Annotated in this window: 19 protein-coding genes, 1 other RNA gene, 1 pseudogene and 2 other annotated features; of the genes and pseudogenes, 2 read left to right on the forward strand and 19 right to left on the reverse strand. The window is 39.6% G+C overall.

The features are described 5' to 3' along the window. Positions 1–9: 9 nt before the first annotated feature. From mltG to BT1A1_RS11295, 12 genes are all read right to left on the reverse strand, one after another. On the reverse strand, positions 10–1,152 hold the full coding sequence (mltG, locus tag BT1A1_RS11240) for an endolytic transglycosylase MltG (protein ID WP_051989111.1): 1,143 nt from the start codon (positions 1,150–1,152) through the stop codon (positions 10–12). Positions 1,153–1,340: 188 nt separating this feature from the next. After that, a complete protein-coding gene (locus tag BT1A1_RS11245) occupies positions 1,341–1,619 on the reverse strand; it encodes a DUF1292 domain-containing protein (protein ID WP_034771277.1) in 279 nt (92 codons plus the stop codon). Positions 1,620–1,666: 47 nt separating this feature from the next. After that, on the reverse strand, positions 1,667–2,089 hold the full coding sequence (gene ruvX / locus BT1A1_RS11250) for a Holliday junction resolvase RuvX (protein ID WP_034771278.1): 423 nt from the start codon (positions 2,087–2,089) through the stop codon (positions 1,667–1,669). Beyond that, positions 2,089–2,358, reverse strand: coding sequence for an IreB family regulatory phosphoprotein (locus tag BT1A1_RS11255; RefSeq protein ID WP_034771279.1), 270 nt, complete (start codon positions 2,356–2,358; stop codon positions 2,089–2,091). The genes ruvX and BT1A1_RS11255 overlap by 1 nt, the downstream gene beginning before the upstream one ends. A gap of 223 nt (positions 2,359–2,581) precedes the next feature. Then, the gene (gene alaS, locus BT1A1_RS11260; RefSeq protein ID WP_034771281.1) at positions 2,582–5,212 is read right to left on the reverse strand and encodes an alanine--tRNA ligase; all 2,631 of its coding nucleotides are present in this window, start codon (positions 5,210–5,212) and stop codon (positions 2,582–2,584) included. Positions 5,213–5,274: 62 nt separating this feature from the next. Then, positions 5,275–5,489: a binding site (T-box leader), on the reverse strand. Positions 5,490–5,585: 96 nt separating this feature from the next. Continuing rightward, positions 5,586–6,653: an AI-2E family transporter gene (locus BT1A1_RS11265; protein ID WP_034771282.1), complete on the reverse strand. Its 1,068-nt coding sequence runs from the start codon at positions 6,651–6,653 to the stop codon at positions 5,586–5,588. Positions 6,654–6,698: 45 nt separating this feature from the next. Further along, complete coding sequence (locus BT1A1_RS11270; RefSeq protein ID WP_034771285.1) at positions 6,699–6,893, reverse strand: hypothetical protein; 195 nt, start codon at positions 6,891–6,893, stop codon at positions 6,699–6,701. Positions 6,894–6,995: 102 nt separating this feature from the next. Further along, positions 6,996–9,392: an SF1B family DNA helicase RecD2 gene (locus BT1A1_RS11275; RefSeq protein ID WP_034771286.1), complete on the reverse strand. Its 2,397-nt coding sequence runs from the start codon at positions 9,390–9,392 to the stop codon at positions 6,996–6,998. Between the two features lie 283 nt (positions 9,393–9,675). Then, entirely contained in the window at positions 9,676–10,800 is a 1,125-nt protein-coding gene (gene mnmA / locus BT1A1_RS11280) for a tRNA 2-thiouridine(34) synthase MnmA (protein WP_269147496.1), read from the reverse strand. A gap of 11 nt (positions 10,801–10,811) precedes the next feature. Further along, positions 10,812–11,957 (reverse strand): cysteine desulfurase family protein, encoded by a 1,146-nt coding sequence (locus BT1A1_RS11285; RefSeq protein ID WP_034771291.1) that lies wholly within the window; start codon positions 11,955–11,957, stop codon positions 10,812–10,814. A 66-nt stretch (positions 11,958–12,023) separates the two neighbouring features. Continuing rightward, a complete protein-coding gene (gene cymR / locus BT1A1_RS11290; protein ID WP_034771297.1) occupies positions 12,024–12,446 on the reverse strand; it encodes a cysteine metabolism transcriptional regulator CymR in 423 nt (140 codons plus the stop codon). A gap of 138 nt (positions 12,447–12,584) precedes the next feature. Next, entirely contained in the window at positions 12,585–13,235 is a 651-nt protein-coding gene (locus BT1A1_RS11295; protein WP_034771299.1) for a YczE/YyaS/YitT family protein, read from the reverse strand. A gap of 220 nt (positions 13,236–13,455) precedes the next feature. Here BT1A1_RS11295 and BT1A1_RS11300 point away from each other — a divergent pair, with 220 nt between their 5' ends. Both BT1A1_RS11300 and BT1A1_RS19590 read left to right on the forward strand, forming a co-directional pair. After that, positions 13,456–14,730, forward strand: a complete 1,275-nt coding sequence (locus BT1A1_RS11300; protein WP_034771304.1) for a replication-associated recombination protein A — start codon at positions 13,456–13,458, stop codon at positions 14,728–14,730. Between the two features lie 1,031 nt (positions 14,731–15,761). After that, positions 15,762–15,958 (forward strand): annotated as a pseudogene (locus tag BT1A1_RS19590) (DUF4083 domain-containing protein). Positions 15,959–16,082: 124 nt separating this feature from the next. Here BT1A1_RS19590 and BT1A1_RS11310 read toward each other — a convergent pair. The 7 genes from BT1A1_RS11310 to BT1A1_RS11335 all read right to left on the reverse strand — a co-directional run bounded on the left by BT1A1_RS11310 (position 16,083) and on the right by BT1A1_RS11335 (position 24,218). Next, the gene (locus tag BT1A1_RS11310; protein ID WP_034771310.1) at positions 16,083–16,856 is read right to left on the reverse strand and encodes a tRNA threonylcarbamoyladenosine dehydratase; all 774 of its coding nucleotides are present in this window, start codon (positions 16,854–16,856) and stop codon (positions 16,083–16,085) included. Positions 16,857–17,071: 215 nt separating this feature from the next. Beyond that, a non-coding RNA gene (gene ssrS, locus BT1A1_RS17965) (6S RNA) lies at positions 17,072–17,256 on the reverse strand. A gap of 273 nt (positions 17,257–17,529) precedes the next feature. After that, on the reverse strand, positions 17,530–19,305 hold the full coding sequence (gene aspS / locus BT1A1_RS11315) for an aspartate--tRNA ligase (RefSeq protein ID WP_034771400.1): 1,776 nt from the start codon (positions 19,303–19,305) through the stop codon (positions 17,530–17,532). A 20-nt stretch (positions 19,306–19,325) separates the two neighbouring features. Next, positions 19,326–20,597 (reverse strand): histidine--tRNA ligase, encoded by a 1,272-nt coding sequence (gene hisS / locus BT1A1_RS11320; protein WP_034771311.1) that lies wholly within the window; start codon positions 20,595–20,597, stop codon positions 19,326–19,328. A gap of 176 nt (positions 20,598–20,773) precedes the next feature. Continuing rightward, positions 20,774–21,023 (reverse strand) — a binding site (T-box leader). 61 nt (positions 21,024–21,084) lie between these two features. Continuing rightward, on the reverse strand, positions 21,085–21,261 hold the full coding sequence (locus BT1A1_RS19090; protein WP_034771312.1) for a hypothetical protein: 177 nt from the start codon (positions 21,259–21,261) through the stop codon (positions 21,085–21,087). A 298-nt stretch (positions 21,262–21,559) separates the two neighbouring features. Further along, a complete protein-coding gene (gene dtd / locus BT1A1_RS11330; RefSeq protein ID WP_034771313.1) occupies positions 21,560–22,012 on the reverse strand; it encodes a D-aminoacyl-tRNA deacylase in 453 nt (150 codons plus the stop codon). 13 nt (positions 22,013–22,025) lie between these two features. Beyond that, a complete protein-coding gene (locus BT1A1_RS11335; protein WP_034771314.1) occupies positions 22,026–24,218 on the reverse strand; it encodes a RelA/SpoT family protein in 2,193 nt (730 codons plus the stop codon). Positions 24,219–24,472 lie beyond the last annotated feature (254 nt).

Below are 24,472 nucleotides of genomic sequence, written 5' to 3' on the forward strand. Positions count from 1 at the left end.
TCAAAACAATTATTTATTCGATTGATTCGACTGAATATATTGAGCATATTTTTCATTATGTTCTTCTAATGTCTTTGAAAACAGTACTTCACCTTTAGGCGTTGCTAAAAAGTAATAGTAATCCGAGCTAGCCGGATATAAAGCAGCTTCGATTGACATTTCACTGCTACCGGCAATCGGTCCCGGCGGATAGCCGCTATTTAAATAGGTGTTGTAAGGATCCACTACTTCATAATAATCCTTAAAGGTAAGCCGATCACGATGTTCCCCGATTGCATAAATGACAGTCGGATCTGTTTGCAGAGGCATACCGGTTTCCATACGATTATAGAACACGCTGGCAATTGTTTTTCTATCTGCCTCATTTGTTGCTTCTTCCTCTACCAGGGATGCCAATGTTAATAATTGATGGACAGTGATTCCTTTACTTTCAAGATCAATTCGATACTTTTCAACGACATCATTTGTTTTTTTAATCATCGCCAGAAGGATCTCTTCAAGCGGCGGCTTCTTCTCCTCAAAGCTATATGTAGCCGGAAACAAATAACCTTCCAGTGGGAATTTAATGTTTTCATTTAAAACATCTTCCGTTATAAGCTCAGGATAAGTTTCCATCGCTTTTTTGATAAACTCCGGACTATTTACTGTATTTACGATTTCTTCCGTACTGTAATCAGTCTTTTTGGCGATAATCCCAGCGATTTCTGTCAATCTTAACCCTTCCGGAACAGGAATGGATAAGGCGGCCTTTTTATATACACTGCCGGTTTTTAAACTTGTAATAATTTCATTCATCGTCATTGACGGTGAAAGTAAGTATGTGCCGGCTTGAAAATCGGTTTCATTCTTAAATTTTACATAATATTTGAAAACCAGCGCATCCTTAATAACCCGGTTTTTCTCTAAAATTGACGCAATGGCTGATGTTCCGGAACCCATTGGAATTTCCACTTGAACTTCTTGTTTACTGTCGGGATCAACCGGCTTTAATGCAGAGTGAATATACAGATAGCCACCGGTTAAAATACCGGCTAATAATAAAAAGATGATTGCCGTTGTAATAAAAACTATTTTTCTCACTGTTTTTGCTTCTTTATATTTCTCTTTGTTAACGATCTCCATGATTTTTTCCTTGTCCTTATTGTTATCCATCCAAACCCTCCTTGTGAGAGTGCAAATAATGTAGAATATACTCGAAAATTTTTTCTCATCTTGAATTATTATACTATAACTTTTAATTTTGTCAGCAAAATTCATTTTAAAAAAGAATGTCCCAAAAACAGGAACCACCATCTAAATTAAATGATCCGCTGTTTTGGGACATGTAAAAGCTTTATATTTTACTCTTCATCTTCACCTAAAAAAGTTTCAAGCATTTCCTCAATTAAATCCCATTCCGCTTCGGATTCGATAGGTAATAAATCTCCTTGTTCTTTTCCGGGAAGAAAGCTTGAGGCATGAATTTCAATTTCTCCCTCATCGTCTTCTTCTGCTCCTATCGGGTAGTATAAAACATACGCCTTACCAAATTCTTCAGATTCGAAAGTAAACAATATTTCACATAGTTCTTCATTACCATCTTCATCAATAATCATAATATGGTTTTCACCGTGTTCCATTATTTTCCTCCTTACCCCTTCATTTAAAGGGCTTTCATGTATAAATTTCAATGGCTTCCTAAACTATCTAAATAACTTTGTAAAATGAGACTGGCCGCCATTTTATCAATTACCTTTTTACGTTTTTTCCTGCTTACATCGGCTGTCAACAAAATTCGTTCTGCAGCCATGGTCGTTAATCGTTCATCCCATAACTCCACGGGTAAACTAAACCTGTTTTTTAACAGTTTGGCAAATTGCAAACTAATTTCACCACGTGGGCCGATTGTTCCATTCATATTTTTGGGTAAGCCGACAATTATCTTTTCTATTCCGTATTCTCGAATGATTTCTTCAAGTTCCGGTATTCCGGATTTTTGCTCGTCTTCCTGAATTTGGATGGTTTTCAGTCCTTGGGCAGTCCAGCCCAGTTCATCGCTAACCGCCACCCCAATCGTTTTTGAGCCAACATCCAGTCCTAAAATTCGCATTATTTTTCCTCACGATGCTCTTGAATATAAAACTTTACCAATTCTTCAATAATCTCATCCCGCTCCAGCTTTCGAATAATATTCCTTGCATCTTTATGACGGGGAATATAAGCAGGATCACCTGATAATAAATAGCCAACGATTTGATTAATAGGATTATATCCCTTTTCCTCCAATGCTAAAAAAACTTCCTGAAGAACTTTTTGTACTTCTTGATTGATTGGTTCTTCCGGAAAATGAAATTGCATCGTCCGATCAAGTGAACTCATGGTCATGCACCTCCGATCAAACTCAGGTTGCGGTTATTTGTCTTTATTTTACACTACTTGTCTAATTAATGAAATCTTTTTTGCAGAAGGAAAGTATAATTTTCAACTTATACTTTCCCATCTCTTCATTGCACCGGGAGCTTCATCGAAATACGCAACAACCGAAATCGTGCATGTTCTTCGATTTACGATGCGTTCCGATTTTTTCTAAAGGTACCGATCATCAAGTATTCTTTATCCATTCTTCTACATATTGAAGTGCTTCAGATAAACGATTTGGATCTTTTCCACCGGCTTGGGCCATGTCCGGACGACCACCGCCGCCACCGTCACAAATACCGGCAACTTCTTTGATTAATTTACCGGCGTGATAAGTTCCGGTTAGGTCTTTCGTTACCCCCGCAATCAGTTGTACCTTTCCATCCAATACTGCACCAAGAACAATGACACCGGACTTGATTTTTTGCTTTAACTCATCCAACATAGTTCGCAATTGATTGGATTCATTAATTTCGACGCGACTGACCAGCAACTGAATGCCATTTACTTCTTTTACTTTATTTATTAAGCTTTTTGCTTCTATATTGCCTAATTTGGCAGTTAATGATTCAATTTCTTTATGGGCTTCTCGTAATTCTTTTTGCAAGGCCGCAATTTTTTCCGGAACATCTTTCACGTTCGCCTTTAATTTATGTGCGGCATCATTTAATATTTGAATTTGATCTGACATATATTGGTAAGCTTTTTCACCCGTTACTGCTTCAATCCGTCTGGTCCCGGCTCCAATTCCGGTTTCGGTAACAAGTTTAAATAGACCGATGGCGGAAGTGTTCGGAACATGGCATCCGCCGCAAAGCTCGATGGAGTATTCACCCATTTTGACCACACGGACGATTTCGCCGTACTTTTCACCAAACAATGCCATCGCACCCATTGCTTTAGCTTCGGCGAGCGGTTTTTCCATAATTTCTACCGGTAAGCTTTCCCAAATTTTTTCATTGACAATTTTTTCAATTTTGCTCAACTCTTCTTCGGTTACTTGTCCGAAATGAGAAAAGTCAAAACGGAGCCGATCCGGTTCAACAAGCGAGCCCGCCTGATTGACATGCTCACCAAGGACATCCTTCAAAGCTCGATGTAAAAGATGGGTTGCTGAATGGTTTTTCGTAATTTGCAAACGATTTTTGCTGTCAATTTTGGCAAAGACCGTTTGGCCGGTTTCTGCTAGCCCCTGCTTGACAACAGCCCGGTGAAGGTTTTGCCGGTTTGGCGCTTTTTGGACATCAAGGACTTCTATTACGAGACCTTCAGCCGTAATCGTACCACGGTCCGCAATTTGCCCGCCGCTTTCCGCATAAAAAGGCGTTTGGTCCAAGATAAGCTGAATTTCTTCCCCTTGATTGGCCGAAGAAATGAGTTTTCCATCTTTAAATATACCGATAATTTTTGCATTCGTTTCAAGTGTATCATATCCAACAAATGTGCTGGAAACAGTGAATTCTCCCAAGTCACCGCCTTGAACTTGCATCGAACCTGTTTCTTGCCGTGCTTTTCGGGCCCGTTCCCTTTGTAATTCCATTTCTTTTTCAAAACCGTGATGATCGATTGCAAGCCCGGCATCTTGTGCGTATTCTTCCGTTAGCTCAACCGGAAATCCATACGTGTCATAAAGGCGGAAAACATCGACCCCAGCTATTGTTTTCTTACCGGTACTTTTTGCTTTTTCAATGATATCGGTTAAAATTGCGATTCCTTCATTTAATGTTTCATGGAATCGTTCTTCTTCATTTTTGATCACTTTTCCAATGAATTCCGCCTTGTTTTTCACTTCCGGATAATAGTCTTCCATAATTTTCCCGACAACCGGAACTAATTCGAACATAAACGGGCGTTCGATTTGAATTTGTTTTGCATAACGAACGGCACGTCTCAAAAGTCTCCTTAACACATAGCCTCGACCTTCATTAGACGGCAATGCCCCATCACCAACAGCAAAAGTAACGGTACGAATATGATCAGCAATCACTTTAAAAGCCACATCAAATTCTTCATTTTCACCATATTTCACACCGGATATTTCTTCCGTCTTTTTGATAATAGGAATGAACAGATCTGTTTCAAAGTTTGTCTTTGTATTTTGAATAACAGAGGCCATTCGTTCCAGCCCCATCCCGGTATCAATGTTTTTCTTCGGCAGTGGCGTATATGAACCGTCGGGATTATGATTAAATTGAGAAAAGACTAAGTTCCAAACTTCTAAATACCGGTCATTTTCTCCACCCGGATATAATTCCGGATCATTATCATCATTGCCAAATTCCGGTCCGCGGTCATAGAAAATTTCCGAATTTGGGCCACTTGGTCCTTCACCGATATCCCAGAAATTGCCTTCTAACCGAATAATTCTCTCTTCCGGTATCCCGACTTTTTCATGCCAAATTTTGTACGCTTCCTCATCTTCGGGATGTATTGTTACGGATAATTTTTCCGGCTCAAAGCCAATCCATTTCGGGCTTGTTAAAAATTCCCATGCCCAAATAATGGCTTCTTCTTTAAAATAATCACCGATTGAGAAATTACCGAGCATTTCAAAAAAAGTATGGTGGCGTGCTGTTTTCCCGACGTTTTCAATATCATTGGTCCGAATCGATTTTTGGGCATTCGTAATCCGCGGGTTATCCGGCTTTACCCGGCCGTCAAAATATTTTTTTAATGTGGCAACACCGCTGTTAATCCAAAGTAATGACGGATCATCATGCGGGATGAGCGATGCACTCGGTTCAATCTTATGTCCTTTTTCCTGAAAAAACTCAAGATACATACGACGAATTTCAGCACTTGTCAATTTTTTCAAGCGAATTCCTCCCTAATTTATTTATTTCCATTTTGTTCCAATAAAAAAACTCCTCCCCTAAAATTAGGGACGAAGAGTCTGTTCCGTGGTACCACCCTAGTTATGAAAGTCTTAATCACTCTCATCACTTTAGCCTTCTTAACGCGAAGTAACGGCAGGGATTAGCTGCACTCGGGAGTAGCCTTCTGTAACAACTGTCTGGAAATTTCTTTCAGCCACGGAAATTTCTCTCTTTTTTAGACTCATTGATACATACTCGCTCCGTCAATGTGTTGATATTTTTAAATCTCCAGTCATATTTTTTATTCTAGTATTTGACCGTCTCCTTGTCAATTATCGAAAATGATTGTATCCGGAAATTAAGCGAAAAAAATTAACCATAATCCCGCCTTTTAAACTGATCCAAAGCTTGCAAAATAGTAGTTTTAATGACCGCAATTAACGGAACCGCCATGATAAGTCCCAGTACCCCGCCGATTTCACCACCAATTAAGATGGAAAATATAATTAATAAAGGATGCATCTGTAAAGATTTCCCGACTATGTAAGGTGATAAAATATTTCCCTCAAGAAACTGAAGGAAAAAGACAAACAAAACAACAAAAATAATCATTTTTACGGATGTTTGAGATGCAATAATTGCGGCTGGAACGACACCGATAATCGGACCAAAATACGGAATCACATTCGTAATCCCAATGATCGAGCCAAGTAAAAGCGGGTAATCTATTTTGATCAGCCAGAAAAAGATCATCGATATAATGCCAACTAAGGCACAGACAGTCAGTTGCCCGCGGATATAATTTCCAAGCGATTGCTCGACGTTGAAAAGAAAATCTCTCGTTTGTTCCCGCCATTTTTTAGGCACAAAGGACCAAAATGTTTTTTTTAAGTAATCAATATCTTTTAAAATATAAAATGCAATAAATGGAACCAGGATTAACAGAAAAAAATTGTCCACTAACCATATAAAAAACTTTAAAATTCGTTCAATCAGCCGCTTAAGTCCTTCCTCAATCGCTTGATAACCGACATCAATTTGTTCGTGAATTCCGAGCGGCCAAGTTTTTGTTTTTCTTTCAATAAAATCTCCCCACATTTCATACTGGTGTATGAAACCGGGGATGTTTTCGGAAAGATCCTTTAATTGTTTAATAAAGACAGGTATTCCTTTATAGATGGCAAAACCGACTCCCCCAAAAAATAAAATATAGATTAATAAGACGGAAAGCCATCTCTGTAACCCGTTTTGATGGAGTTTCTCCACAAGCGGATATAATAAGTAAGCGATAAATCCGGCAATCAGAAAAGGTAACAGTACCTTCAAAAAAATCTGAATAACCGGTTTCCACATCGGTGAAAGTCTGATAAACACATAAAGAACAACAAATAGTAATAATAAAAATCCTAATCGGTAATACCACTTCACTTTAATATCCATCGACAACACTCCCCCCTCGTTATAGTTTGAGAGGATGGAGCGATATTATGCATGATAGCGACGTTCTTCTTCCGGGAATAAATCATCCAGGGAGGAAAGGGATCCGTCTTCTTCCACCTGATGTGTGTGAATCATCCCATTTGAAACCGATAGCTCAATAAAACAGTTCCAGCAATAATATTGATTGATCCCGATCTTCCCAATATCTTTACTGTGACAATTTGGGCAAATTAGTTCCACTTTTCCACCTCAAATCAAATTTATAAATATTATTTGATACCATTCTGCCCAAATTGTTGGGAAAATAATCATTTTTACAAAACTTTCTCTCTGGATATCAGGTCAACTTAAATATTCCGCTCTATCTTCAATCATGAAATCATACGGGCTAATATTCTCCATGCCAACCATCGGATCCGTATTCATTAATCGTTCTTCATAAGACATATCTTCTTTCACTACCCCGATATCCGGAGTGTGATTTCCGTTTATTTCTTGCAATAATCGTTTCTTTAACGTCGTGTTCCTCATATTATCATCCGTACGATAAACGGCGGTTCGAAAGGCATCCTCTTCCCCGCATAAAATTAATTTTTCTTTACTCCGCGTGATGGCCGTATAAATAAGATTTCTCCGTAACATCCGGTGATAGCCTCTGACAATCGGTAGAATGACAATCGGAAATTCGCTCCCTTGCGATTTGTGAATACTGCAGCAATAGGCAAGGGTAATTTGATGTAAATCCTGTCTCGGGTAAGTAACCTCATTACCGTCAAACGAAACGACCAGTTGATCAACTTTTTCCTCTGTCTCTTTTGCATAAAAGATAGCTACAATTTCACCGATATCACCGTTAAAAATATTTTTATCCGGTTGATTGATTAATTGCAAAACTTTATCGCCAACCCGGTAAGTATGGTCGCCAAAGTTTAATTCCCTTCGCTTTTCCTTGTTCGTTCCATTCAATATTTCTTGGAGAAGTATATTCAGCTCATCAATTCCGGCCGGCCCCCGATACATCGGTGCCAAAACTTGAATATCTTTAGGTGTATAACCTTTATTGATTGCATGTCCGACGACCTGCTTTACGACATCAGCAACTTGTGTCGTACGGCAAGAAATGAATGAACGATCCTTTTGTTGGTTTCTTAAATCTTCCGGTATCGTCCCGTTTTTTATGGCATGAGCAAGCTGAATAATGGATGAGCCGCTTTCTTGTCGATAAATATCCGTCAAACGAACGGTCGGAATTCGTTCTGAGGCTAATAAATCTTTCAAAACTTGCCCCGGGCCAACGGAAGGTAATTGATCTTCATCACCGACCAAAATTACTTGCACATGCGCAGGCAAAGCTTTAAATAAATGATGGGCAAGCCAAATGTCAACCATCGACATCTCATCAATGATAACAATCTTCCCTTCAATCGGATTATCTTCGTTATAATCAAAGGTTTCTGTTCCATTCCATCCGAGTAATCGATGAATCGTTACTGCCGGTAAACCGGTTGATTCCGCCATCCGTTTTGCGGCCCGACCGGTTGGAGCAGCCAACACAAACGGAAACACTTCATCCTTTTTATAGTCTTTTGGATCCAAACTGCAACCGTGCAATTCTCCATACAGTTCAACGATTCCTTTAATTACCGTCGTTTTTCCCGTTCCCGGTCCGCCGGTTAAAATTAACATTGGACTGGAGAGTGCGGTTTGAATTGCTTCCCTTTGTGATGGAGCATATTGAATACCAAGCCGTTCCTCTAAACTACCTAATGCAAGTAGAAATTCTGATTCCGGAAAGCCGTCTTCAAATTCTTTTTGAGCCAAGATTCTTTTTATATTCGTTACCAAACCTTTTTCCGAATAAAAAATGGAAGGTAGAAATACACGTTCCTCATCGATGACGATCTTTCCTTCTTCCTCCAGTTTCAAAAGTTCATGCTCAATTTCTTCCGGAAAAATTTCCACCGGCTGGTTAGATTCCAGCAACTTTTTAACAGTCGGAATGAAAGTTTTCTTTTCCAAATAACAATGACCTTCTTGAATACAATCTGTTTCTAATGTGTATAAACAACCGGCCTTAACCCGATCCGGATGATTTCCTTTCATGCCGAGTTTAAAGCCTAATTCATCTGCCCGACCAAAGCCAATTCCTTCAATATCTTCCACAAGTTTATACGGGTTATTTTCGACGATTTCCAGTGTATGCTCTTTATATGTTTGATAGATTCGCATAGACAGCTGCGGACCGAACCCGTATTGATTCAACCCGACCATAATATTTTCTAACCCTTGATACTCTATTAATTTTTCATGTAACAATTTTGCTTTATCAGCAGCCAATTTCGGTACCGTGTCCAATAAAGACGGCTGTTTCATGATGCGTTCGATAGCATTTTCACCCAGAACGTCCACAATATTTTCAGCCGTTTTCTTTCCAATTCCTTTAAAAAGTTCACTTGATAAATATTGAACAACACCTTGTTTTGTCTTTGGCAGATCTTTTCGAAAATGGTCAACTTGAAATTGTGGACCATATTTTGGATGATCCGTAAACTTTCCGTAAAAAATATAAGTTTCCTCTTCATACAGACGGGGGAAATAGCCGGTGACAACCGCATCTTTGTTCACACCAGCCTCATTTGATTCATCGACACGAATCCGAAGAACGGTATATAAATTTTGTTCATTGTGAAAAATGGTGACGATCGGTCTGCCCTTAATATAACGTTCTTCTTGTTGCATTTCCGATTTCCCCCTCCAAAGATATGTTGAAAAATGGTACTATAAGCATTTTTATAAGAAACGAGCATAGAGCCTATCGACGTTTTGTCAAAGATTTTTTTCAAGATCGGGTCTTGTCGACAAATTAAGGATTTCCTTCGTTTCTCCCCAAGATGATGACGAAAAAGGTTTCATTGACAAATTATATAAAACAAACAAAAGGGACTATCCAAAAATAATTATATAGAATTTATTATAAAAAGGACAGAGGACCAGCATAACATTTCAGCTGATCCTCCGATTTTTACCCCACATACTTTAATCGTTCATTGTCTTTAAATATTTGATCGATGGTACCTCCACCAAGGCATTCTTCACCGTTATAGAAGACAACGGCTTGCCCCGGTGTGACCGCACGTATCGGTTCATCAAATTCAACTCTTGCTGTGTTATTCCCTAAAAGTGTAACCGTAACACCATGATCCGGTTGGCGGTAGCGGAACTTGGCCGTACATGAAAATTGAGCAGGTTTTTCTTTGTCAGAGACCCAACTTACATTGGTCGCAATGATTGCATCCGAATATAACGCATCATTATCATAGCCTTGACCAACCAACAGGACATTTCGTTCCAAGTCTTTACCAACAACAAACCACGGATCACCGGAACCGCCGATACCGAGCCCGTGTCTCTGACCGATCGTATAATACATGAGGCCTTCATGAAAACCTTTTATTTCACCGGTCAAAGTTTCCATTCTGCCCGGTTGAGCCGGTAAGTATTTACTTAAAAATTCTTTGAAGTTCCGTTCACCGATAAAACAAATCCCGGTACTGTCTTTTTTCGTTGCTGTCGCAAGTCCGGCTTCTTTAGCAATTTCCCGAACCCGTTTTTTATCCATGTGACCGATTGGAAACATCACTTTGGAAATTTGTTCTTGTGATAGTTGATTCAAGAAATACGTTTGATCCTTGTTGACATCTTTGCCGCGCAACATTTTGTATTCACCGTCAATAATTTTCACTTGGGCATAGTGACCGGTTGCCAAGTAATCAGCACCTAATTTCAACGCATGTTCAAGAAATGCCTTAAATTTAATTTCCTTATTACACATGACATCCGGATTCGGTGTCCGACCGGCTTTATATTCATCCAGGAAATAGGTAAACACTTTATCCCAATATTCCTTTTCAAAATTGACAGCATAATAAGGAATACCGATTTGATTACAAACACGAATCACATCTTCATAATCTTCCGTTGCCGTACAAACACCAAATTCATCGGTATCATCCCAGTTTTTCATAAACACACCAATCACATCGTAGCCTTGTTGTTTCAAAAGATAAGCGGCTACCGACGAATCGACACCGCCGCTCATCCCGACAACGACGCGTGTATCTTCGGGTTTTTTCAAGTTATTCACCACCAAATCACTTTCTATTTTCCGGTTAGCCGTTTAACAACCTTCACTGTTTTTTCGGCAATCGTAATTGTTTGCCCTAATGTTATTCCATAACCGAAGCTGAATCGGATTGAATTGGTTAATTCATCTGCCTGATGCCCATACATTGCACTTAACACATGACTTGGTTCCAATGATCCGGCTGTACACGCCGATCCGCTCGATGCTGCAATACCTTCCAAGTCAAGATTGACAAGCATTTGTTCAACATTTGTACCCGGAAAGCTGATGTTAACAATATGAGGCAGGCGATTTTCTTCTGCCCCGTTTATTTTAAAATCAATGCCTGATGTTTGTAATGTTTCAAGAAAGCTTGTCCGTAATTGTTCATAAAAGGCGGTTTTTTCCCCTAGTTCCGCCTGACTGATGTCGACCGCTTTTTTAAAACCGGCAATCGCAGGCACATTTTCAGTTCCCGCCCGGCGTTTCCGTTCTTGCTCACCACCATACAGGGCAGGAATGAATCTGACACCCGTTTTCGCATATAGAAATCCGATCCCTTTTGGACCGTTTAATTTATGTGCGGAAACTGACAATAAATCGATGCCCATTTCACGTACATCAATTGGCAAAAGTCCATACGCTTGAACGGCATCGGTATGGAAGTAAGCAGGGTGACCGGCTAATAAGTCGCCAATCGCTTTGATCGGTTGAACCGTCCCGACTTCATTATTGGCAAACATAATGGAAACGAGAATGGTATCATCACGCAATGCCGCTTTTACATCTTGAACAGAAACAAAGCCTTGACTGTCAACAGGAAGATAAGTAACCTCAAAACCCTGCTTTTCCAATGCCTCACAGGTATGGAGGACGGCATGATGTTCTATTTGACTGGTGATGATATGCTTTCCCCTTCCCCGGTTTGCAAAGGCGACACCCATTAATGCCAAATTATCCGCCTCGGTACCGCCGCTCGTGAAAACAATTTCTTGAAAATCAGCATGAATCGAGTCGGCAATGGAGCCTCTTGCTTCATCAATAATCTTCCTGGCTTCTCGTCCAAACGAATGGATACTTGAAGGATTTCCAAATGTATTTTTCATTGTTTCGGTCATTACTTCAATCACGTCAGGATGGAGCGGTGAAGTAGCAGCATGATCGACATAATATCTTTCCATCTTTACACCCGCTTTTAAAATAACTTTAAATAATTTTCAACCTCTTTAATATACATGCGACTAACCTTAAATGTAAAACATATAGCCTTCCTTACTAGATTCATCTTTGGAATGTTTTGCCAAGTCATCTAATGTTGTATTATCTAATACATTTTTAATCGCATCGCTAATACGGATCCATAATTCTCTTTTAGCCGGTTCTTCATCTTCAATACCTTCGACAAGCTGAATAGGACCTTCTAAAACACGGATAACATCTCCGGCGGTAATCTCTGTTGGTTCATTAGCTAAAGTATACCCTCCATATGCTCCTCGGATACTCTTTACTAATCTCGCATTCCTTAACGGAGATACGATTTGCTCCAAATAATGTTCCGACAGATTGTTCGCTTTCGCAATTGTTTTTAAAGCCACCGGACCCTCGCCATATTTTTTCGCTAACTCAATCATAATTGTCAAACCGTAACGGCCTTTTGTTGAAATCTTCATTCAATTACTCACTCCTATATAAATGGTAAAATCCAAACAGCCGATTTTTCTAAAAAATCAACGTAAATATTGTGTCATAACAAATATAACACTATTGCTTGTGTTGAATTTTCCGTAAAACTTTTTTGATGCTAATTATTAAATAACCATTGTCTTCTTTTTCTCATTTTTTAAGCGAATCATTTCCATTATTTTCTTCGTCTTTTTATAAAAATAAGGTATAGTTACACCGGAAACATGTCCGATGAGTAAACTGATAATAATTGTACCAATATGGACAGGTCCGCCAAGAATCCAGCCGATGATTACTACCGATACTTCCATGATGAGGCGGACGTTTTGAATTTTCCATCCTTTTTTTAAATGCAAAGCCATCATCAAACTATCCCGTGGTCCTGTACCGAAACCCGCCGATATATAAATTCCCATTCCGATCGCATAGATGAGAATTCCGACAAATAAAATAAATAACTTCATACTGATCCAATTTGAATGAATAGGAAGCAATAAAAATAAATCGATAAAAATACCGACTAACAACATATTTATATAAGCCCCGGGTTGCGGTAATTTTTTCATGATAATACTGGAAATAGACAAGATGATGAGACCAACGATGATATTCCAAGTGCCAATTGTTAAACCCATTTGTTTATACAAACCGATATGCAAGACATCCCATGATGCCACCCCAATGTTGGCTTTGATCGTTAAGGCTATTCCGAAAGCCATAATGATAATACCGATAAAAAATATAAAAAATTGGACAAATCGTTCTTCCTTTGTCATTTCCCGTCCCCTTTTTAATTCATGACCATTTTGAAATTATAACATATTTTTCTTTTATTAACTACATTGGCGGCACGTGTGATAAAATCGCTCATTAAATGAAAGGTAAAATTTTTGCCTGAAATAATTTTCTATTACGGCATGAGTAGCTTCTTATATCTTTCCCCGAAAAAATCTTTATGTTAGATTAGTTGTATAACCAGATATGAGGGGAAGACATATGAACACACAACCATTAGCTTATCGCATGCGTCCCAGAGTTTTAGAAGAAGTGGCCGGACAAAAACATCTTGTCGGGGAAGGAAAAATTATTTATCGGATGGTGAAGGCCAGGCAATTGTCTTCGATGATTCTGTTTGGTCCGCCCGGTGTCGGAAAAACATCCATTGCCAGTGCGATTGCCGGAAGTACGGATTACGCTTTTCGGATGTTGAACGCCGTTACAAATAATAAAAAAGATATGGAAATTGTCGTTGAAGAGGCAAAAATGAGCGGCAAAGTGATTCTTTTATTAGATGAGGTCCATCGTTTAGATAAAGCAAAACAAGACTTTTTACTCCCCTATTTGGAAAACGGGATGGTTGTTTTAATTGGGGCAACAACTGGAAATCCATATCATGTCATTAATCCGGCAATTCGCAGTCGCTGTCAAATTTTCGAATTAAAACCGTTACAACCGGAAGATATAAAGGAAGTTTTGCATCGGGCATTGGCAGACAGTGAACGGGGATTAGGGAAATTTCAGGTTGAAGTAACCGATGACGCTCTTGAGTTTTTAGCAAATGCGACAAACGGGGATCTCAGAAGCGCCCTAAACGGTCTGGAATTGGCTGTACTCTCAACCGAACCGAATGATGACGGCATTATTCACATTAATGTGGAGATTGCCGGGGAATGTATCCAGAAAAAAGGCTTTTCCCACGAGCGTGATGGCGATGCCCATTATGACGTTTTATCCGGATTTCAAAAATCGATTCGTGGCAGTGATGTCAATGCAGCCCTCCACTATTTAGGTAGATTGATTGTTGCTGGTGATCTCCCAAGCATCGTCCGCCGTCTCCTAGTTATTGCTTATGAAGATGTTGGTCTGGCTAACCCGCAGGCAGCAGCAAGAACGGTTGCCGCCGTTACAACCGCTGAAAAAATCGGTTTTCCGGAAGCGCGAATCCCTCTGGCAAATGCTGTCATTGACCTATGTTTATCGCCAAAATCGAATTCAGCCATTATGGCCATTGATGCCGCAATTGCTGATATTGAGAATGGCCGGAGCGGGGAAGTTCCAGACCATTTGAAAGATGCTCATTATCTTGGAGCAAAAAAACTAGGCCGAGGAATCGACTATAAATATCCCCATGATTACGAATCGGGCTGGGTAAAACAACAATATTTACCTGATTTAATTGCGGGGAAAAAATATTATCAGCCGAAAAAGACCGGGAAATATGAGTCAGCCCTTGCACAAGTATACGAGAAAATTAACGATTTGATGAAGTGAACAGTTTGGTCTAGATTGTGAGTGGTTTCTAAAATGGATGAAGGCTTTTTTGACGACGAGACTTGTTTTCGTCACCATTTTGTGGCGTGAAACTCCATTTTTTGGCGACGAGACTTATTCTCGTCACCTTTTTGTGGCGTGAAACTCCATTTTTTGACGACGAGACCCTTTCTCGTCACCATTTTGAAGCAGAAAACGATCTTTTTCGACGACGAGACTCGTTCTCGTCACCATTTTGAGCCGTGAAATGCTCATTTTTGACGACGAGACCCTTTCTCATCACCTTTTTGTGGCGTGAAACTCCTTTTTTTGGCGACGAGACCTATTCTCGTCACCACTTTGAGCTGAAAAACACCCTTTTTTGACGGCGAGACCCGTTCTCGTCACCTTTTTGAAGCCGAAAACGCTCTTTTTCGGCGACGAGACCCTTTCTCGTCACCACTTTGAGCTGAAAATCACCCTTTTTTGAAGACGAGACCCTTTCTCGTCACCTTTTTGTGGCCGGAAACTCTATTTTTTGACGACGAGACCCGTTCTCGTCACCATTTTGAAACCGAAAACGCTCTTTTTCGACGACGAGACTTATTCTCGTCACCATTTTGAGCCGTGAAATGCTCATTTTTGACGACGAGACCCGTTCTCGTCACCATTTTGAAGCAGAAAACGCTCTTTTTCGGCGACGAGACTCGTTCTAGTCACCATTTTGAGCCGTGAAATGCTCATTTTTGACGACGAGACCCTTTCTCGTCACCTTTTTGAGGCGAAAAACTCCATATTTTGACGACGAAACTTATTCTCGTCACCATTTTGAGCCGAAAAACTCCATATTTTGACGACGAGACCTATTCTCGTCACCATTTTGAGCCGAAAAACTCCTTTTTTTGACGACGAGACTTATTCTCGTCACCATTTTGAGCCGTGAAATACTCTTTTTTGGCGACGAGACCTATTTTTGTGACAAAGAACACTCTTGTTAAGATTTCAGAAAATACATTCGTATGTTAAAATTAGTAAATGGGAGGTGATATACTATGGACGTGGTTAATTTTGCTTCAACAATTTTTGCGTTTATTTATTTTGGTCTTATCGTCTTACTTATCGTTTCCTTCACCCTTTTTATCCGTAGAATTCTTATCAATTCTTCTAAGAAAAATCAGCATTTAGAAGAAATTGAAAAGAGTCTGAAAAAATTACAGAATTACTTGAAAAGGATAAAAATGCCGATTAGCATTAGCACAATTGTACCATTTCGGCAGATGATTGACATACTAGCATTAGTAGTTATCCCACTTGTTTTTGTCATAGAAAAATCAGTAAAGAATTCTCTCTCTACTGATTTTTCTATGAGCCTTTTAAACTAGCATCTCATCTTTCACACGGTTGATTTTAACACCTTCTAAAATTTTCCTTACTACATAACTTGCCATAATCAAGCCGACCACCGATGGGACAAATGCATTGGATGAAGGAGGCATTTGCCCTTTGCGGGTCGGTGCTTCATCATTCCCAACATATTGGCGGACATCTTCACGAATGACAATCGGGCTTTCATCAGAAAACACAACCGGAATACCTTTTTTAATCCCCGCTTTTTTCAAATGGCCGCGAATAGCCCGGGCAATCGGGTCGGTATGAGTTTGCGAAATATCGGCAATTTGGAAGCGGGTCGGATCCATTTTATTTGCCGCCCCCATACTGGAGATAATCGGAATATTTCGTTTCAAGCATTCTTTCATAATATGAACTTTGTAAATGATCGTGTCAGATGCATCGACAACAAAATCAATACCGTAATGAAAAATTTCCTCATATGTTTCTTCCGTGTAAAACATTTTTAGTGCAATTACTTCACAATCCGGATTGATATCGGCAATCCGTTCCTTCATCAATTCTACTTTCGATCGACCGATAGTTGACAGCAAGGCAATGATTTGACGATTCACATTCGTAATATCAACATCATCTTTATCAATTAAAATTAACCGGCCAACACCGCTTCTCGCTAATGCTTCAGCTGCAAAAGATCCGACACCGCCAATCCCGAGAACAAGGGCGGTTGTATTTTTCAGCTTTTCTAAACCTTCTTTTCCAATGGCTAATTCATTCCTTGAAAACTGATGTAACATTGATCCACATCCTCTGTAAATAGAATCATTGAAGTAATTTTACATTTTCCCATCTTTTACTACAGGCGCTTAAAAACAATTTTTCAATATAAAATTTCCCTCTATAAGTGGAGGAATCCCTTTAAATCGGCAAAAGAAATACCCTTTGAAAATCAAAAGGTAGTGGGTCCAAAATTTATTTCATTTCTAATTTCGCATTTTTAACAAACAAAAAGAGATGTCCCAATCGTGCCGTCGTTTGGATGCCTGTTTTGAACCCGCTCTCAGCAGGTGGGTGTCCTGTTCTAAGCTTTACAAGTCCACTGTTACGAGGCATTTGCGCCACTTAGAAACTTCAGACTCCCTAAGGCAAAAATGTTCGGTCAAAACGTTAGCAAACTTACGGTCACATCAGGACTCTCTTCGTTGTTTTTATAATAACATAAATTCAGTGAAACTTCAATCCGTCGTATGATGTGTAAGTTGTACCAATCTTCCGGTTTAGCCTCTTATACTACCTAATCTTTTAAGAGGGTCCGTGTAGGATACAGTGAAACTTCAACCAGTGGAAATCCATATCCCACTCAATGTTGATTACGAAATCAGACCTTGGCTAACCCCACTCCCACCTGTATTCCTCATTGACTGCCTGCCATTAAAAATTTCAAACAAGCGGAACAGGAAATACCTTCCTTTACTCTTTCTCTTTGTTAATGACCGAAAGTTGAAGCTCATCCAATTGCGCCTGACTGACTCCACTCGGTGCGTTTGTCAACGGATCACTTGCACTGGCTGTTTTCGGAAATGCAATGGTATCACGCAAGTTTGTTCTTTCAGCAAGAATCATAACAAAGCGGTCTAAACCAAGGGCAATCCCTCCATGTGGCGGTGTCCCATATTCAAAAGCATCCATTAAAAATCCAAATTGACTTCGGGCCTGCTCTTCGGAAAAGCCAAGAGCGCGAAACATTTTTTCTTGAATATCCCGTTCAAAAATACGGAGTGAACCGCCGCCCAACTCATACCCGTTTAATACAATATCATAGGCTTGTGCGCGAACCTTTCCGGGGTCAGTATCCAAAAGCTCGATATCTTCCCTGAACGGCATCGTAAACGGATGGTGGGCAGCATAATAGCGACCATCTTCATCGTCATATTCCAATAACGGCCAGTCCGTTACCCAAAGGAAATTAAATTTTTTCTCATCAATCAGTTGCAAATCTTTTCCCAATTTCAAGCGAAGGGCACCAAGGCTGTCAGCTACAACTGATTGTTTATCGGCTACAAACAATAATAAGTCACCGGTTTCTGCTTCCAAAATTGATGTTAATTGACTTCGGGTCGCTTCATCAAAAAATTTCGCGATTGGACCGTTGAAACCTTGATCGGTAACCTTGACCCACGCCAGTCCTTTTGCACCGTAACGTTTCACAAATTCCGTTAATCCATCAATATCTTTACGTGAATACTTGTCAGCCGCTTTTTTTACATTGATTCCTTTCACTTGTCCGCCGGAAGCAACCGTATCGGCAAAAACTTTGAAACCGGAATCTTTAACAGCTTCAGAAAGATCAACAAGTTCAAGGCCAAAACGAGTATCCGGTTTATCCGACCCGAATCGGTCCATTGCCTCCTGATAGGTAAGGCGCGGAAACGGTATCGTAATATCAATACCTTTTACATCTTTCATTACCTTTTTCATCATCCGTTCAACAATGTCAATAATATCTTCCTGACTTAAGAAACTTGTCTCAATATCAATTTGGGTAAATTCCGGCTGACGATCTGCACGTAAATCTTCATCACGAAAACAACGGGCCACTTGGTAATAACGGTCAAAGCCACCAACCATCAGCAACTGTTTAAAAAGTTGCGGGCTCTGCGGCAACGCATAAAATTCTCCCGGATGGACGCGGCTGGGAACAAGATAGTCCCGCGCTCCCTCAGGCGTACTTTTTGTCAATATCGGGGTTTCCACTTCTATAAAGGCTTCACTGTCTAAAAAGTCACGAATCGCTCTTACCGTTTTATGCCGTAATTTTAATGTCTCATACATCACCGGACGACGTAAATCTAAGTAGCGATATTTCAACCGCATTTCCTCCGTGATTTCGGCATTGTTATCAATCATAAACGGCGGTGTTTTCGATTCATTTAAAACAGAAACTTTTTCACAATGAATTTCAATTTTTCCTGTTTTTAACTTTGGATTTTCTGTACCTTTTTCCCGTAAAACAACTTTTCCTTGTACATCCAGAACATATTCACTGCGAACTCCATCAGCAATGGCCAAAGCTTCTTTTGAAACATCCGGATTGAAAACGACCTGAACGATGCCGGTTCGATCCCTTAAATCAATAAAAATAAGTCCGCCGAGGTCTCTCCTTTTTTGGACCCATCCTTTTAACACAACGGTTTCCCCTTCATTTTTTTCGGAAATTTCTCCACAATAATAGGTTCTACCAAACATTGACATTTTTCCATCCTCCATCAAACAGCAAATTGTTTAATCTCTTCAATAAATGTTGCTAATTTAATTTCTTTTTGTTCACCGGTCTCCATATTTTTCAATTGGACAATACCGGCATCCAGTTCATCCTCACCAATAATTACCACGAACTTTGCATGTAGCCTGTCTGCCGATTTTAATTGAGCTTTCATCTTCCGACCCGTATAGTCGCGGTCAGCTGAAAAACCGTTATTCCGCAGTTCACTTAGTAATTTTACTGAGTAATCTTTTGCCCGTTCACCTAAAGCAACAACATAAAAATCAAGACCGTTATGTATATCCGGTTGAACTTGCTCTGCTTCCAATGCAGCAATCAGCCTCTCTATACTTAATGCAAAGCCAATTCCCGGTGTTTCCGGTCCGCCGAATTCCTCAACAAGCCCATTATAGCGACCGCCGCCACATAATGTTGTAATGGCACCAAAACCCGGTGCAGAACTCATAATCTCAAACGTTGTCGCATTATAATAGTCAAGACCGCGAACCAATGTCGAATCAATTGTATATTCGATACCTAAATCGGTTAAATATTGACAAACTTTATCAAAATAAACTTTTGATTCGTCGTTCAAATATTCTAAAATTGACGGCGCGGTTTTCATCAGTTCATGTTCCCGGTCAACCTTGCAATCCAAAATTCGCAACGGATTTTTTTCTAACCGGTTTTGACAATCTTCACAAAACTCGCCGATTCGAGGCCGAAAATGGTTGATTAGCGCTTCCCGGTGTTTTGCCCGGCTTTCTTTATCGCCTAAACTATTGATGACTAAATGAACATTTTTTAATCCGGCCTCTCTGTAAATATTCATGGCAAGACTGATTACTTCGGCATCAATGGCCGGATCTTGACTTCCCAATGCTTCAACACCAAATTGAACAAATTGACGGTATCTCCCGGATTGTGGACGTTCATAACGAAACATCGGACCAATATAGAAAAGCTTTACCGGTTGATTCGGGTCACCATACATTTTATTTTCGACAAAGGATCGGACAACCGCTGCTGTTCCTTCAGGTCTGAGTGTCAAGTCACGACCGCTACGATCTTGGAAGGAATACATTTCTTTTTGAACGATATCGGTCGTATCACCGACTCCTCGTGCAAAAATTTCCGTATGTTCAAAAATAGGTGTTCTTATTTCTTCAAAATGATATTTATTTGTAACCTCGCGCATTTTTTCTTCCAACCATTGCCAAATTTTTGCCTGACCGGGAAGAATATCCTGGGTTCCTCTTGGAATTTGAACTTTCAAATGTAAAGCCTCCTTTAATGTATTACGATTTAGTTTTTAATAAGAAAAGCGCTGGGCGACCGGAGTTAGACAATAAAACTAATCCAAAGCTTTTCGCCTGCATTTTTATAATTTCTTATCTTTTAAAAAGGAAAATAAATAGGGAAAAATAAAAAAGCCCCCGTTCCTTGTCATTAACAAGGGACGAGAGCTTGATCTCGCGGTGCCACCCTAATTGAAGAATAATACCTATTATTCTTCCACTTAAACAGTTAACGCCTGCCTACGTATTGCCCTTACTAAACCGCCCATGAAACCGGCAACGATCGTTCAGGAATCACTTCAGGAGTGTCTTTCATTTCGTCATTATGGAGGAATGCTTTCAGCCGCGACATTCCCTCTCTTTCCATTTGGGGCGAAACTACTTTTCTCCGTCATCAGTTTATTATATTAAAAATATTGTTATTGATACTTTATCATACGGGAAGCTTAATTAAAAGTCAAGTATCTATGAGCGAAAAAGATGTTTTTTCAGCTTTCTTACTTCTCCTATTGAAAGTCCGTACTCAGACGCCAGTTCAAACAAAGATGCATTTTCTTGTTTTTCAATAAAGTCATGGAAGTCTACGCCAAAAACTTGTTTCCCTGTCAGGTTTACCTGATCATTTTTATCACTTGCACGCATCATTTTCCTCCTAAAAAAGTTTTGTCGATAATAGTATGTCCTATTCTAACGTTGCTTTTTCATAAAAAAAGACAAACTCCGGTTAAGTTTGTCCAACGATGCGAGTGATGTAATGATCGTCCGGTCAATAATTAATTTGTACTTATGATTAGGCAGCTCTGGCTTGTCTACCAATGATGTAATGATTTGCCTGCCAATAATCAATATAGTACTTTTGACGAGAACAGGTGGCTCCTATCATTAGTTTACCTGTTAATTATCAAGCTTACTTTTAATTAGAACTGCTGTGGTTTATCTATCAGTGATTCAGTGACTGACTGTCAATAATCAATGTAACCGGTCCGTCATTCGTAAAGGTTACATCCATCATTTCACCAAATTTACCTGTCTCAACGACAAAGCCTTTTTCCCGTAATCGCGTATTAAAATATTCATATAATCGATTGGCTTGATCCGGTTTGGCCGCTTCCATAAAATTAGGTCTTCTCCCTTTCCGGATATCCCCGTATAACGTAAATTGTGAGATGGAAAGAATCTCTCCTTCAACGTCTGACAGGGAAAGGTTCATTTTCCCGTTCTCATCTTCAAAAACGCGAAGACCGGAAATTTTTTCAGCAAGGTATTCTGCGTCTTTTTCAGTATCTGAATGGGTCACACCGATGAGTAAAACAAATCCTTTTGCAATTTTCCCTACGATTTCTCCATTCACCGTTACACTTGCATTTTTTGCCCGCTGTAATACAGCTCGCATTTCGTACCCCCCTTTAATTCATTACTCGGCGGACCGTATAAATATCATGGATTTGTTTAATTCGATCAACAACTTTTTTTAGATGGGCAACATTTTGAATCGATATTGATAAATGGATTGTAACGATTTTGTTCCGATCGGTTTTTCCTGTTACCTGGGTAATATTTGTTTTTGTCTCAGCAATTGCTTGTAATACTTCATTCAATAACCCTCTCCGATCATAACCGTTAATTTCCAAATCAACATTGTATTCTTTATTTGTCGAGGCATATCCTTCCCACTCAACCGGGATAAGCCGATCTTTTACATCATCGCCCTTTACATTCGGACAATCCGTTCTGTGAACCGAAACACCGCGTCCCTTCGTTATATAGCCGACAATTTCATCACCCGGAATCGGACTGCAACATTTAGACAAGCGAATCAGTAAATTATCGATGCCTTTGACACGGACTCCTGCATCCCGGCGTTTCGGGTGATTAACAGGTTTTAACTCGGAAATATCTTTAAAGAGGAGTGTTTCATCCATATCTTTCTTTTTCCGTAATTTTTCGGTTAAGCGGTTGGCTATCTGAGCCGCTGTAATGCCATTGTAACCGACTGCCGCAAACATATCTTCTTCATTGGCAAAATTAAACTTATCCGCTACTCGTTTCAGGTTCTCGCTTGTCATAACTTCTTTTATATCAAATTCCATATTTCGAATTTCTTTTTCAACAAGTTCTCTGCCTTTATTGACATTTTCTTCCTTAAGTTGGCGTTTAAAGAATTGTTTAATTTTGTTTTTTGCCTGTGATGTTTGGGCGAGTTTAATCCAGTCTCGGCTTGGTCCATATGAATGTTTTGACGTAAGGATTTCGATAATATCACCGGTTTTTAGGCGGTAATCAAGAGGTACCATTTTATTATTTACTTTAGCCCCAATCGTCTTATTACCTATTTCTGAATGAATTCGATAAGCAAAATCAATTGGTACAGACCCGGCCGGCAATTCAATGACATCACCTTTAGGGGTAAAAACATACACCATGTCAGAAAACAGGTCAACTTTTAATGAAGCCATAAATTCTTCGGCATTTGAAGATTCATTTTGAAATTCAAGAATTTCTCTAAACCAGGTTAGTTTCTTTTCAAATTGATCGGGTGTGTTAAACTTTTTCCCTTCTTTATAGGCCCAATGTGCAGCAATCCCGTATTCTGCAATTTGATGCATTTCAAACGTACGGATTTGTACTTCCAATGGATCCCCTTTTGGACCGATAACCGTTGTATGCAAGGATTGATATAAATTTTGTTTCGGCATTGCAATATAATCTTTAAATCTTCCCGGCATCGGTTTCCAGCATGTATGAATAATTCCAAGAACGGCATAACAGTCCTTAATACTGTTTACAATAATTCGGACAGCCAGCAGATCATAAATTTCATTAAATTGTTTGTTTTGGAGGACCATTTTCCGGTAGATGCTGTAGATATGTTTGGGACGACCGGTAATTTCAGCTTTAATCGAAACTTCATCTACCCGCTTTTGAACTTCATTGATCACTTCTTGAATATACTCTTCCCGCTCAGCACGTTTTCTTTTCATTAAATTGACAATGCGATAATATTGTTGAGGATTTAAATAGCGAAGAGCCGTATCTTCCAATTCCCATTTTATTTTTGATATTCCAAGGCGGTGAGCAAGCGGTGCAAAAATTTCTAATGTTTCATTGGCGATTCGGCGTTGTTTTTCTTCCGGCAGATGTTTCAATGTCCGCATATTATGCAATCGGTCGGAAAACTTAATGATGATAACACGCATATCCTTTGCCATTGCCACAAACATTTTCCGATGATTTTCCGCTTGTTGTTCCTGATGGGATTTATACTTGATTTTCCCTAATTTCGTTACACCATCAACGAGCATAGCAATTTCTTGACCAAATTCTTCTTCAATTTGCGCCAATGTTATATCCGTATCTTCAACAACATCGTGAAGAAACCCCGCCGCAAGTGTTGCCGGATCCATTTTTAAATCAGCCAAAATCCCGACAACCTGAATCGGATGGATGATATAGGGCTCACCGGATTTTCGAATTTGATTATGGTGTGCCTGTTCTGCAAATTCGTATGCATGGCGAACCAATTCCGTATGTTCTTCATTTAAATAACTACTTACTTTTTCCATACACTCTTCAATTGTCATTGTTTGATCGGAACTCATGATAATCACCTTTATAGAAATGCATCAATATTTGTATCAAAATAAGTCATGATTGCCTGTCCAAATAAAGTGGACCTTCAACCAGTGACAGAAATTGCTAACCCACGCTGGATTGTAAAAGGAACTTAAAGTGAATATGCATAGGGCTTGTCTAATCAACATGTACCACCCAAACCACTCGGCTAAAGAAGCATATCCCCTCTACCTCTTAACTTTTGTGTCGAAACAAATCTTGTTGGGTTCCTTGACTGATG

The organism is Caldibacillus thermoamylovorans, from assembly GCF_000751775.1.
GTDB lineage: Bacteria > Bacillota > Bacilli > Bacillales > Caldibacillaceae > Caldifermentibacillus > Caldifermentibacillus hisashii.